5 protein-coding genes are annotated in these 13922 nt (G+C 68.1%); 3 read left to right on the top strand and 2 right to left on the bottom strand.

Annotated features, from left to right (window positions below):
* Positions 1–282 precede the first annotated feature (282 nt).
* Positions 283–8538 carry a non-ribosomal peptide synthetase gene (locus QTI24_RS18295; protein ID WP_286602348.1) on the top strand — a complete coding sequence of 2752 codons (8256 nt, stop codon included), beginning with the start codon at positions 283–285 and terminating at the stop codon, positions 8536–8538.
* A gap of 368 nt (positions 8539–8906) precedes the next feature.
* Here the strand turns inward: QTI24_RS18295 and QTI24_RS18290 are convergent, their stop codons facing one another.
* Positions 8907–10790: a hypothetical protein gene (locus tag QTI24_RS18290; RefSeq protein ID WP_286602346.1), complete on the bottom strand. Its 1884-nt coding sequence runs from the start codon at positions 10788–10790 to the stop codon at positions 8907–8909.
* A 483-nt stretch (positions 10791–11273) separates the two neighbouring features.
* A complete protein-coding gene (locus tag QTI24_RS18285) occupies positions 11274–11837 on the bottom strand; it encodes a phospholipase D family nuclease (protein WP_286602345.1) in 564 nt (187 codons plus the stop codon).
* Positions 11838–12148: 311 nt separating this feature from the next.
* Here QTI24_RS18285 and QTI24_RS18280 point away from each other — a divergent pair, with 311 nt between their 5' ends.
* Entirely contained in the window at positions 12149–12394 is a 246-nt protein-coding gene (locus QTI24_RS18280; protein ID WP_286602343.1) for a hypothetical protein, read from the top strand.
* Between the two features lie 268 nt (positions 12395–12662).
* Positions 12663–13436, top strand: coding sequence for an exodeoxyribonuclease III (locus tag QTI24_RS18275; RefSeq protein WP_286602341.1), 774 nt, complete (start codon positions 12663–12665; stop codon positions 13434–13436).
* Positions 13437–13922 lie beyond the last annotated feature (486 nt).

Here is a 13922-nt window from a genome sequence, read left to right as displayed (position 1 = left end):
CTCCGAAGTTCTGCCAGCCTTGCTTTGGGGCCATCCTCCATCGGACCCAGGCCACGTCGATGCGCGGCAGCGACCGCCCTGGATTCGCGCACACGAGTCGCGCCGAAGCACTGTTTTGCGTCTCAGGGTGACGCATTTTGTGGCCTAAAGTTCACACTTACGCGTGGGCCAGCCCCTTTGCCGGCCGCGAAGGCAAGGCTGCCTTTACATGCACCATGTCTGGGCGTCACCATCGGAGTCCCGTGTGAAAAACTGATCTCGAGACAACGCGAAAGGATCTGCGTGACCGATCTGGAAGGACCGACCCTGCGTCGGGTGCTCGAATTTCACGCGCGGACCCGGCCTTCGGCTCCCGCCCTGCTATCGACGGGGCATCCCTCCCTCAGTTACTTGCAGCTGGTTGCCGCCGCGGACCACACGCGGAACTGGCTGGCGTCCCTTGGCCTGGACGCTGTCCCCCGAATCGCCGTCGTGCTGCCGACCGGCCTGCCGCTGGCCCTGGCGACCGTGGTACTGGCCTGCAACGCGACGGCCTTGCCGCTGCATCCGGGACTGACGCCCCTCGAGCTGGAGGCGCTGTTGCGCGAGGCGCGCGCCGACGCGGTCCTTGGCCTGCCCGGCGATCCGGTGGTGACAGGCTTGGCGCAGCAACTCGGTGTGCCGGCGCTCCCGTTCGACCTGTCACGGCTCCTGCAGGCGCAGGCCGATCCGTCGGGGGACCGGGAAGCGCAGGGTGCCGCGCCGGCACCGGGGGACACCGCCTTCGTCCTCTTCACCTCGGGCACCAGCGGAAAACCCAAGCGCGTGCCGCTCACCCACCAACAGGTCCTGGCCTCAGCGCGCAACATCGCACGCCACCTGGCCGTGAGCCCGGACGACGATCGTGGCTTGCTTCTGATGCCAACCTACCACGGCCACGGGCTGATCGGCGGCCTGTTGACGCCCCTGGTGGCGGGTTCGTCCGTGGTGTGCACGCCGGGTTTCGAGGCATCGGAGTTCGCGCAGTGGATCACCGAGTTCGCCCCCACCTGGTACACCGCCGCGCCTTCCATCCACCAGGCCATCGCCGACCTGGCTGCCAGGCTGGGGCCGGCGTGGCCGGAACATCGCCTGCGCTTCGCTCGCTCGGCGTCTTCGGCGCTCTCTCCGGCGTTGATGCGCGATCTGGAGGCCCTTTGGCAGGTGCCCGTGATCGAGGCCTACGCCATGACCGAGGCGGCCACGCAAATGGCCAGCAACCCCCTGCCTCCCGGCATCCGAAGACCTGGCTCGGTCGGTCCCGCGGCAGGCGCCGGGATTCGCGTGATCGACCCGCAGGGGCACGACCAGCCTTGCAACGTCGAGGGGCGCATCGTGGTTCGCGGACCGGCCGTATTTTCCGGGTATGAGGACGCGCCCGAGGTGAACAAGGTGGCCTTCCAGAACGGCTGGTTCATCACCGGCGACCTGGGCTGGCTCGGGACCGATGGCTATCTCTGCATCACCGGCCGAACGTCCGAACTCATCAATCGGGGCGGCGAAAAGATCGCCCCCTACGAGGTCGAACAGGCGCTGCTGGCCTTGCCGGGCGTCGCCCAGGCCGTGGCCTATGCCGCACCCCATCCCGCACTGGGCGAGGACGTGCATGCGGCAGTGGTCCTGGCGCGCAACGAGGTGGTCGACCCGCGTGCCCTGCGCCGGGCACTGTTCGGCGCGCTCGCCGACTTCAAGATCCCCGCCTGCATTCACGTGCTCGACCAGCTGCCGACCGGCACCGCCGGAAAGCTGCAGCGCCGCCGGATGCACGAGCAGATTCAATCCATCGCCCGGACCTCGACGGCGGCGCCTGACGTGCGCGAGCCGCCGACGCCGCTGCAAGCGCGCGTCGCCGCGCTCTTCGAGGAGATCCTTCGCCAGCCCGTCGGCGAAGGCGATGCGAATTTTCTGGCGATGGGCGGCGACTCGCTGTCGGCCGCGCGATTGGCGCTGGCGGTCAGCCGGGATTGCGGTGTGGAAATCACGGTGGCCCAGGTGCTCGCGGCACCGTCCGTCACGGAGATGGCAGCGCTGGTCCAGGCGACCCTGGATGAAGTCGCCCGGCGCGACAACGGGGCCCCCGTCGCACCCGACACAGCACCCCTGCAACTGCATGAGGCCGACGGCACCGCGCCCTTGCTGCTGGCGCAGGAAGGCCTCTGGTTCGTCGATCAGCTGGGCAGCGGCAGCGCGGCCTACCACATTCACTCGGCGACCCGGCTGAAGGGGCGACTCGATGTCGAACGCCTCCAGCGCGGCCTGCATGCCCTGCTCGTGCGACATGCCAGTCTACGCACCGGATTCCACGCAACGGACACCGAACCCGAGCAGCGCGTGATCCCGGCAGCGCAGGCGACGCAGCGCTTCAGGCTGCGGCAGGTGGCGCTACCCGAGGGGGCGGACGAGACCCCACGCATCGCCGCCCTCATCGCCGAGCCCTTCGAGCTGTCGCGCGCGCCCTTGCTGCGCGCTGTTCTCCTGCGGATTTCGAGTGACCATCACGTGCTCGTTCTGGTCGCTCACCACATCGTGGTGGACCGATGGTCGATGACCCTCCTTCATCGCGATCTGGGGCAGCTCTATGCTTTCGACGATCCGGCGCTCCCCTCGTTGCCGCTGGCGCCGAGCGAGCATGCCCGGTTGAAGCGCCAGCACTTCGAGCGCGGTGACATGCACGCTGCGCTGGACTACTGGCGCGCCAAGCTGAGCGCTGTGCAAACACTGGACCTGCCCACGGACAGCCCGCGCGCTTCCAGGGCCGCCGGAAGCGCCGGGAAGACGCACGACTTCCGCATCGAAGCCGCACTCGCCACGGCCCTGAGGACGCTCGCACGACAGCATCAGGTCACGCTGTTCACGGCCGTGCTCGCCGCATTCCAGGCGCTGCTGCTGCGCTACACCGGCCAGACGGACATTGCCATTGGCGTGCCCGTCGCCGGGCGCGACGATCCGCGGCTGCTCGAGGCGGTCGGCCAATTCGTCAACACGGTGGTGGTGCGCGCCGACCTGCAAGGCGAGCCCGGATTCGCCGAGTTGATGCGTCGCGATCGCACGACCCTCGTCGAAGCGCTGACCCACCAGCAAATGCCCTTCGAGCGCCTGGTGGCCGAACTCAGCCCGCAACGCGACGCGGGCCGCAATCCGCTCTACCAGGTCTCCTTTTCCCTGGAAAACTTCGGCCACCGCGTGCTGGAGCTCGACGGGCTCGAGAGCGAGCGACTGGGCGTGCACTCGGAATGCGCCAAGTTCGACTTGTCGCTCACCGTGATCGAGACGGGCCCCGACGCGCAGCTCGACGCCGAGATCGAGTACCGCACGGACCTCTTCACGGCCCGGTCGATCGAACGCATGGCGGCGCATTTCGGCAATCTCCTGGCGGCGATGGTGGCCGAGCCGGAGCGCGCCGTCACTCGCCTGCCCCTGATGGACGCGGCAGAGCAGCAACGCATGCTCGTGACGTGGAACGGGCCGTCGCGGCCCGGTTCACGCGATCTGCAAAGCGTGCACGCGCTCTTTCGCGCGCAGGCCCGCCTGACGCCCGCAGCGGTCGCGCTGCGCTTCGGCCGGCAAGGCATGCGCTATGCCCAGCTCGACGCGCTGTCGGATCGGCTCGCGCACGACCTGCGCCGCCGGGGTGTCGTCCCCGGATGCGTGGTCGGCCTGTGCATGCCGCGCTGCTTCGGCCTGGTCGTCGGCCTGCTCGCCTTGTTCAAGGCCGGCGGCACCTACCTGCCGCTGGACTCGGAGCATCCGCCCGAGCGGCTGCAGGCCATGCTGGAGGATGCGGCGCCGCGCTTCGTGCTGGCCGATGCGCACCTGTCCGGGCCGCTGCATCAACTGGCGGCGGCGGCGAGCTTCGAGATCATTGCAGTGCCGCCCGACGGCGGGCCCATGCCGACCGATGCCGTGCCCGCGGTGAGGGACTTGTCGCGGCCCGAGCACATCGCCTACCTGATCTTCACCTCCGGTTCCACCGGCACGCCCAAGGCCGCCCAGCTGATGCATGGCGGCCTCGTCAATCACGTGCAGTGGATGAAGGACACGCTCGGGCTGAGCGCGAAGGACCGCGTGCTGCACAAGACCTCCATCAGCTTCGACGCCTCGATCTGGGAGTTCTTCTCAACGCTGGCGTGCGGTGCCCAGGTCGTCCTGGCGCCGCCCGAAGTCCATCGCGACATGCATCGGCTTGCGGCAACGCTGCATGCCAACGCCATCAGCGTCGTGCAGTTCGTACCCTCCGAGATGCGCGTGATCCTTGACGAGGCGCAGATGGCGCAGTGCACGAGCCTGCGCTACGTGCTGTGCGGCGGCGAGGCCCTGGACCGTGACCTGGCGCTGGCCTTCAGGCGCTGCCTGCCGGCCGCGCGGCTGGGCAACTTCTACGGCCCGACCGAGGCCACGGTCGACAGTGCCTGGTACGAGGTGGGCGAACAGGTGCCCGAGCGCGCCATCGTGCCCATCGGCCGTCCGGTGGACAACGCACAGCTCTATGTGCTGGACGCGCACATGCAGCCCCAACCGGTGAACGTGCCCGGCGAGCTGTACGTGGGCGGCCTGGGCGTGGGGCGCGGCTATCTCCACCGGCCCGAACTCACGGCGCAACGTTTCCTGCCCAACCCGTTCCGGCCCGGTGAACGCCTCTATCGCACCGGGGATCTTGCGCGGTGGCTGGATGCGGGCATTGTCGAATTCATCGGGCGCGACGACCAGCAGGTCAAGCTGCGGGGGTTCCGGATCGAACTGGGCGAGGTCGAGGCCGCCGTCAATGCCTGTCGCGGCGTGAGCCTGTGCGCGGTGCTTCTTCGCGAGGATGTTCCGGGGCAACGCGAACTCGTCGCCTACGTCGCTCTCGACAGCATGGCCGGCGCCGATGCGCAGGGGCTTCGAACGCAGTTGCGTGCAAGGCTGCCAGAGCACATGGTCCCCGCGGCCTTCGTGTTCCTGCCGCAGTTGCCGCGCCTGGCCAACGGCAAGGTCGATCGGCGCCAGCTTCCGCGCCCCGACGGCCCATCCGTCGGGTCGGACCGGACCGGCCCCCGGTCCCCCCTGGAAGAAGGCCTGCAGGACATCTGGCAGCGCGTCCTCGGGCGATCGGGCTTCGGGATTCGCACGAACTTCTTCGACCTGGGCGGCCATTCGCTGCTTGCGACGCAGATCGTTTCGCGGGTCCGCGCCGTCTTCCAGGTCGACCTGCCTTTGCGCAGCCTGTTCGAGCATCCGACCATCGAAGGGCTGGCGCGGCTCTTGCACGGCCATCTCGGCGGCCGACCCCTTGATGGGAGCGCGGCACTCGCGCCCATCGAGGTGGTTTCGCGAGCGCAGCCATCGATGGTGTCCTTCTCCCAGCGGCGCATCTGGCTGCTGCACGAAATGGACCCGCGCGGCGCGGCCTACAACATGTGCGAAGCGCTGCGCCTGCGCGGCCCCTTGCAGCACGCCGCATTGCGCACGGCGCTCGACCAGATGGTCCTGCGGCACGAAGCCTTTCGCACCACCTTCGAGCTGGGCGAATCCGAGCCCATGGCCCGCGTCGGCGAGCCGCAGCCAGCCGTGGTGATCGAACTCGACGGGCGCCACTGGGCCGACCAGGAGGCAGAGTTCGAGCGACAAGCCGCGCGCCTTGCGGCGCAAGCCTTCGACCTCGCACGCGGGCCGCTGCATCGCTTCGTCCTCGTGCGCCTGGACGAGCAGGACCATGCGCTCGTGATGGTGATGCACCACATGATCGGCGACGGCTGGGCGTGGAGCGTGCTGCTGCGCGAATTGCAGGCGCTCTACGGCGCGGCCGTGCAGGGCCAGGCGGCCTGCCTGCCGGCACGCGCCATCGACTTCATTGACTTTGCCCGCTGGCAACGCGAGCACATCGACGACGATGTGCTCGCCGTCCAGACCCGCTACTGGATGGAGCAGCTCGCCGGATGGAGTCCGCTGAACCTGCCGGCCGACACCGCGGTGGCCCAACGCGTCTCCAGCCAGGGAGCGCGGGCGCGGCTTGACCTGTCCGAAGCGTGGATCGATCGCATGCAACGCTTCAGTGCCCAGCACAGCGTCTCGCCTTTCATGAGCCTGCTGGCGGCCTTCCAGTTCCTCCTGTCGCGCTACTGCGGACAGGACGACGTCGCCGTCGGCACGCCCATCGCGGGCCGCACGCGGGTCGAGGCAGAGGACGTGGTGGGCTCGCTCATCAACACCCTGGTGCTGCGCTGTCAGCTTCAACCCGAGCAGGACTTTCACGCGCTGCTGGCGCAGGTGCGCGAGACCTGCCTGTCGGCTTTCGCGCACCAGGACGTTCCGCTGGACTACCTCGTCGGACGCCTGCGCGCCCAGGAGCACGGCGCCAGGGTGCCCGAGCTTCGCGTGATGTTCAACGTGCTCAATGCACGCCGCGAACCCGTGCGGATGGAGGGCCTGGAGGTCCGCTTCCTCTCGTTGAGCCTGGGCGCGACCCAGTTCGACCTGGGGCTGACCATTGACATCGAGGGCGAGGGCGCCATCTTCCTGAACTATTCGACCGAGCTCTTCTCGGCCGAGACGGCGCAGGCCATCCTGGACAACTACGCGCACTTGCTGGAGCGGCTGATCGAATCACCCGGCTCGCCCTTGCAAGGTGTTGCCTTGCCGGGTCCCCGGCAACTCGCCCTGCTCGCATCCTGGAACCGGACCGACGTCGAGTATCCGCGCGGGCACACCGTGCACGGCCTGCTGTCCCGGCACAGCGCGTGCGGCGCGGTCGCACTGCGCCAGTTGCCCGGCACTTCAGTGCCCTACGCGCAGCTCTGGTCGAGCGTGCACCGGCTTGCCCATGCGTTGCGAGCCCGGGGCGTGCAACGCGGCACACGGGTCGGCCTTTGCCTGGAGCGTGACCCCACCATGGTCGTGGCGCAACTGGCCGTGCTGACGGCAGGCGCCGCCTATGTGCCGCTGGACCCCGCCTATCCGCGGCAACGCCTGCAGGACATGGCACTGGACGCCGGCCTCGCGTTGCTGCTGACCCGGCAGGAACAGGCATTGCACTGGAAGGGTCTGGCGCTGCCGACGATGCTGCTGGATTCGCCTGTGGACCCCATGGAACACCCGGCGTCCGCGCCGACCCGCGACGCCGCGCGCGACGCCGGCCCGGACGATCCGGCCTATGTGATCTACACCTCCGGCTCCACCGGCAAGCCCAAGGGAGTTGCCGTGCCGCACCGAGCGGTGGTGAACTTCCTGCTGTCGATGCAGCGCGAGCCGGGGCTGTGCGCCGAGGACGTGCTGCTGGCCGTCACCACCTTGAGCTTCGACATCTCGGTGCTCGAACTCTTGCTGCCGCTGTCCGTGGGCGCCACGGTCATCCTGGCCACCCGCGAGCAAGCCAGCGACGGCTTGGCATTGAGCGCCCTGCTGGAGCGCTCGCAAGCCACAGTGATGCAGGCGACGCCCTCCACCTGGCGGCTGCTGATCGACACCGGCTGGATGGGAGGGCCGCGGTTCAAGGCGCTCATCGGCGGGGAAAGCCTCAGCACGCACATGGCACAGGCCCTGTCGGCTCGTGCGGGTGAGCTTTGGAACCTGTACGGCCCTACCGAAACCACCGTGTGGTCCACCTGCTGGAAGGTGCCGCGGGCGGTGCAGGCCATGTCGATCGGTCGCCCGATCGCCAACACACGCGTGCACGTGCTGGACGCGCACGGCCATCCTTGCCCGGTCGGCGTTTCGGGCGAGATCTTCATTGGCGGCGACGGCGTGGCGCTGGGCTATCTGGAGCGACCCGAGTTGACGGCCGACCGATTCGTTCCGGAGCCCTTCGGCCCGGCGCCCGGTTCGCGCATGTACAAGACAGGGGACCGGGGCCGCTGGCGCCACGATGGCACGCTCGAGCACCAAGGCCGGCTCGATTTCCAGGTGAAGCTGCGCGGCCATCGCATCGAGCCCGGCGAGATCGAAGCGCAGTTGCAGGCGCATCCCGCGGTATCACAGTGCCTGGTGATGGCGCGAGAGGACCGGCCGGGCGACCCTCGCCTGGTGGCCTACGTGGTCACGGGCGATGGCACCTGCGATGCCTCGGCGCTCAAGGATCATCTGCGCGCGACCTTGCCCGACTACATGCTGCCGCAGCACTTCGTCGGGCTGGAGGCGCTCCCGCTCCTGCCCAACGGCAAGATCAACCGCCATGCGCTTGCACCGCCCGGCCGCGAAGCGCGCACGGTGCCAGGAACCCGGCAAGGGCATCGCTCGCCGGCGGAAGGCGCGCTCGCCAGGATCTGGGCCGACGTGCTGGACATGGCGATCGACGACATCGATCGGCGCGACAACTTCTTCGACCTGGGTGGCGACTCGCTGAAGGTCGGTCGCATCGTCATCCGGTTCGAACGTGAATGGGGCGTTCGCATGGAGTCCAGGCGGTTCATCTTTGAAACGTTGTCGCAGTTGGCGGGCGGGATCGAGCTTGACTCGCAACGCGAACACGCGCAGCAGGCCACGCCGTCTGCGACAGGCAAAGACGGGATTCGCTGGTGGAAGCGACTGGCCAAGAACTGGTGGTGAGCGGCAGGGGTTGCGCCCCGGGCAGGCGGACAGAAATGCCCACAGCCAGCAGACGCCGGCTGCCGCCGCCGTGGCCCGAACCTGCGGAGGCCCGTTGATGCTGCCGGGATCGCGGCCGCCGGCTGTGCGCAGGCGATGGCCCGGCTCGGAAGCGATCTTCCTGAGACCGCGGGACCCGCCCGGAGGCATCGCAATGGCGTCCCCCGGCCTCACCCCGCTGCGCGCTCCCGTCGGGCGCCAGAAGACTCGCTGCGGGCGTTGATCCACGGCGGCTCGGTTCTTCCCTCACCCGAGGCGCGCCGATGCCCCGCGCGTCCGACCGGTCTCGGGCCCGGCGTCGCGGCAGGGCGCGGTTGCGCCGCGGACGCTCAGGGAGTGGCCAGACTGCCCGACAGCCCCGTGACCACGATCTGTCGCCAGTCAGCGTCCGTCGTCGTCACGCTGTAGTTCTGCCAGACGCTCGAGCTGATGGTGGGGAGGGTGAATGCATGGGAGGCAGTGCCGTCCCGGCGGGGCGCGACGTCGACTTCGTCCGAGTAGCTGGTCTGGTACATCGCGTCGGCGATGCCCAGGACCAGATGCGTCGAAAAGCCCGGGTTCACCCCCGCGACCGACAGCGTCAACGGCCCGCCCTTGTAATCGGTGAAAGGCACGGAAGGCGTCATCACGGGGGGCCGCAGCGCCAGGGCCTCGGTCATCGTCAGAGGCCGACGGGGCACGCGCAGCGTGTAGACCATCGCGGCACCGTTGTATTGCACCGGCTGACCGCTAGCGTCCACTGCCTTGAAGACGTAGACGGCGTTGTCGGGAATGGCCTTGATCACGGCTTCCTTCTGCTCGTCGATCAGCCCGATGCAGTTGCCTTGCATCTGGTAGCCTGGATTCGGCATCTGCGGAAGGGCGGGGTCGACCCAGTACCAAGCGAGGTCACGCACGGCCGGAACATACTTCACGCCGGCCTGCGGAAAGCCCGGACCGGTCACGATGACGCCCGCCACGGCGCCGCTGTTGCCGGCGTGGTGGTCCTTGATGATCACGTCGAAGCCGGTGCCCCCGCAGGTCCCGTTCCCCCAGGAACGCGCCAGCGGATGGATTTCAAGTTCCATCGCGTGTCCGTCACCGGCCAGGCGCCAGACACCGTCGGACCCCTTCGCGACGCGGACGTTCTGCTGCCGGCTGAAGGCGACGCCGTCCTTGTCCCGGTGGGTGAAATCGACCAGAACGCTCGACTTGCCGGGCTCGAAACCCACCGGTGTGACATCGGTGAAGCTGCCGCCCACGAGGTTGGGGTCGGCTGCGACTTCAGCGCTGAACTCGGCAGCGTCCATGTCCTGGAAGAGGAAGTCGTCGGTCAACAACGGCCGCAATGCAGCGGCCACCGGTGCGCCGTCGGCGAACCTGGAGGAGAAGTCCGCGAACACCTTGCGCACCTGCGAGATGTCGTCGCCCGCCGAAGCCATGCCGGCGCCGTCCATGGGCGCCACGCCGGTCTCGGCCGCGGCCCGCGTCGCCAGGTCGTCGGCCAGCTGCTGCTGCGTGACCAGGTTGCGGATCGTGGCCACGTTGCTGGCCGGGTCCACGCTGACGCGCAGCACATCCAGCGCCGTGTCCAAGGCACTCGCCAGGGGCGTGAACGCGGTGCGCAGCAGGTCGACGCTTGCGTCGACGCCCAGCGCGAGGAGGGCTGGCAGGAGCTTCGCCTTGAGGCCGCTCAGTTCCGAATCCAGGGCCTCCTTCGTCAGCGCGCTGTAGTCGCCGCTCTCGAAAAACTTCGATGCCAGCTGCCCTGCAATGTTGGCCACGACCAGGTCGGTGAAGGGGGTGATGTTGATGTTGCCGTTGACATCGGCCGAAGTGGCCGCCGAGACGAGCGTGTACTGCGAACTGCCGGCCGTGCCCTGGGCGATGAAAAGGAACGGCCCGGTCATGCCCGTGACGTCGACCGAGTAGCCGCCGATGGACGACAGCGGGACCGTCTTGGTCGCCCCCTTCGCGTCCCGAACGGTGACGGTGCCGCGCAGCGGCAGACCCGCGGCGGCAGTGCCCGAAATGATGCCTGCCGAGGCCTGTTGCGTGCCGGGGCCAGCGTCCGGGCCGCCGCCTTGCGCCGCAGGTTGGCCCGTCACGGGAAAGGAACTGCCGCCTCCACCGCCGCAGCCGGCGAGTGCAAGCGCGATCACCACGGCAGAGGCGATGCCTGAGCGATGGAAAAGTCGCGCGGAGGGGAGGACGAAACTGGAGGTTGCCTTCATCGGTCTTTGGTTGGAATTGAGGTATGGACTCGAGGTCCGGATTCCCCAGAACCCGTGCGCAGGCACGGAGTCGAGGCCCGGCGGCTCTATCGGCAGCGCAGGCTCTCTCTTGAAGGGCTGGTAGCATTTCGTTACATTCCATCTAGACGCGCCACGGCGATCGAGGCGGTGGAGAAGCGCGCGGCCGCGCCGCTGGTCCACGACAAGCACATCGACCCGGATCCCATGGCCAGCCATCAAGTGGCCCTGGCCGAGGGTGCGCGTGCATTCGAACCGAGTCTCTCTGGCACGGCGGTCAAGCCGCTCATCGTTTGCTCCGGAGACCATGGAAACCAAGATCCCCTGCATGTTCAGCCCATCGAAGACGTGGCCCTGGGCGTCAAGGCCTTCGAGTTCACGCACGCCGAAGGCCAAGCGCTCGAACCGGCGGAGGCAGGCGCACACCTCGAGCTGCAGTGGTCCGCGCGGCGCGGACTCCCGCGCCTAGTAGGTCATCTCGATGGCCATGCCCTGGGCCCACCGGGTCTCCCAGTGCGCGAGGTAGGTTGCGGCCAGCTTCGGATTGCTCCACACCACCAGCACGTTTTCAGAATTGGACTTCGCTGCCGCCTGGCTGTAGTTGAAGGAGCCCGTCTGCGTGTGCTTGCCGTCCACCACGATGTACTTGTCGTGGTGGATCGCATAGGTCGAGATCACCCTGGTCGGGATGTCGGCGCCGACGAGCAGGTTCATCGCAGCGATGTTCGCCTTGCCGTGGTTGCCCTTGTCATCGATCAACACGCGCACATCGACGCCACGTCGCTTCGCATCGGTCAGTGCGCGAACTACGGAAGGCGAAGTGAAGGAATAGCCGGCCAGCCGGATCGAACCGCGGGCGCTGTCGATGACCTTGAGCACGAGCGCTTCGGAGCCTGCCTCGGGCGAGAAGGCCACCTCGATCTTCGAGTCGGAGGGCGCGGGGCCAGGTGAACTGGCACAGCCAGCGAGGAGGGCAAAGGCAATGCCCAGCAGGGCACGGCGCGAGGCAGAAAGAAAATTGGATCGCATGCAGTGTTCAGGTTGGGCGGCGACTGCAGTGTGTACGCGCCCCTTCGGCGAAGCTGCCAGACGCGACCGCACGCATCAGATGGCTGAGATTCCTGCCGGGCTCGTCCAGCGCGAGCTCGCCCGTCAAAGCCGCGAGCAAGGCGGTCGCCGGCATACTGTTCATTCATCCAGTATAAATTGAAGTCCGAGCGGCGACGAGATTTGCGCAGAAAGCCGGCGATTTGCGGCTGGCAGCGCCCGTGCATGGGGCGCATGACCGGTGTCTGATCGGAGGTCCGCCGGGCTTCCTCCCGCGGGAGGACAATCCACCCATGACGCCGCCGACCCCCGACATCCATGCCACGCTTCGCAAGGTCAAGCGCTACCAGATGAGCCAATGGGTCGGCCATCTGACGCCGTCGGAAGCTAGGTCGCTTGTCCAGGCCGGGGCCACAGCCAGCCCTCACGACCTCGCCTGGATCGAGTCGGGGCTTCAGGCCGGCAGCGATGCTGCGCGCTGGTTCTACTTCTCCGCCAAGCCGGCGTTGCGTGCGCTATTGCGCGCGCCGCTCTCCTGACGCGCCGACCCTGCGAGGAACGGCAGCGACCTACGCCAATTGGGCGCCAGTGATTCATGCTGCACGCATGCGCAAACCTCCTCGCCAGACCGACCTCGATATACCCCCGCCGACGCGGGCTGCCGCGAAGCGAACCACCCGATCGCGCAGATCGACGTCATCGCGTCGAGGTCTGCTGCTGCTGGACTATCAGACGTGGCTGGCGGTCACGGCTGCGGTCGCAGACGGCGAGCCCCGAACCCGGAACCCGACCTGAGCCGCAGCCGCCATGCGCATCGCCACCTACAACGTCAACGATGTCCGCAAGCGCATCGGCCCCCTGAGAGCCTGGCTCGACGTCACGGTGCCGGACGTCGTGTGCCTGCAGGAGCTCAAGTGCCAGACCGGTGAGTTTCCCCGCGACGCGATCCGGGCCATGGGGTACGAGTCGCTGGTACTCGGCCAACGAAGCTGGAACGGCGTGGCCATCCTCGCCAAGGGCGTCGAACCGCTCGAGATCCGAAGAGGCCTCCCTGGCGACCCCGGGGATAGGGAAGCGCGCTACCTGGAGGCGGCCGTCCATGGCGTGGTGATCGGTTGCTGCTACATGCCCAACGGCAATCCTCAGCCGGGTCCGAAATTCAACTACAAGCTCGACTGGTTCCGGCGGTTCAATGCGCATGCGGCATCCTTGCTGGCCTCGGGCCATCCCACCGTGCTCGCCGGCGACTACAACGTCGTTCCGAGCGACGCCGACATCTATTCGACGCGCTCGTTCCTCGACAACGCATTGCTGCAGCCCGAGCCGCGCGCAGCCTATCAGTCGCTGCTGGATGCCGGTTGGACGGACGCGCTGAAGCGCCAGTCGCCCGACGCGCCGCTCTACACGTTCTGGAGCTATCTGCGCAACCGGTGGCCCCGAGGCGCGGGCCTGCGCATCGACCATCTTCTCCTCAGCCCGAAAGTCGCCAAGCGCATGCGCAGCGCAGGCGTCGACCAGGCCGTCCGTGGCCTCGAAGGCGCCAGCGACCATGCGCCGGCGTGGGTGGAACTCGAGCACTGAAGCAAAACGCAGAACCCACCCGCCAGGTGGTCCGGCCGCGTCGCTGCCACGCGCCTCTCGGAAGCTCGCTGCGGCAACGTTCTGGCTTCCGTCCACATGGGGCCCGCGCGCCCCATTTCGTTTCGCATTGACGGCGCCATCGCCAGCGCATCAACCGATCCAGCTTGACCGCTCGCGTTGGCGGGGAGGGCGCGCAAGGGCCGTGTGGGAACGGGGGCAGGGGGCGCTTGCTGTTCCCTTGAGGGTGCCACGCCGTTCTCGCCGTCAAGGTCTGCGCGCCGCGCGGCGCTGGCGGCCCGCGGCCGTCTTCGAACCTTGACCGCTTGCGCTGCGGCGTGCCGTCGACGGTCACGGGCAATCCCGCCCGCTACCGTTCAAGGAGATGTAATGGATGCCTCCCTGCCTACGGGCAAATTCAAGAGCGGCAAGAGCACTGAGATGAACAGCGTGACTGTGAGGAGGGCTGGCTTGCCGGCAGGGCAAGGG

This window comes from Variovorax sp. J22P240, assembly GCF_030316855.1.
Lineage (GTDB): Bacteria > Pseudomonadota > Gammaproteobacteria > Burkholderiales > Burkholderiaceae_C > Variovorax.
The sequence above is the reverse complement of the archived record's forward strand: the minus strand, read 5'-3'. Positions and strand labels throughout refer to the sequence as shown.

What these genes read in the sequence shown, in the direction of transcription:
- QTI24_RS18290 (WP_286602346.1), bottom strand. Translation starts at nt 10,790, where the DNA reads ATGAAGGCAACCTCCAGTTTCGTCCTCCCCTCCGCGCGACTTTTCCAT.
- QTI24_RS18280 (WP_286602343.1), top strand. Translation starts at nt 12,149, where the DNA reads ATGACGCCGCCGACCCCCGACATCCATGCCACGCTTCGCAAGGTCAAG.
- QTI24_RS18285 (WP_286602345.1), bottom strand. Translation starts at nt 11,837, where the DNA reads ATGCGATCCAATTTTCTTTCTGCCTCGCGCCGTGCCCTGCTGGGCATT.
- QTI24_RS18275 (WP_286602341.1), top strand. Translation starts at nt 12,663, where the DNA reads ATGCGCATCGCCACCTACAACGTCAACGATGTCCGCAAGCGCATCGGC.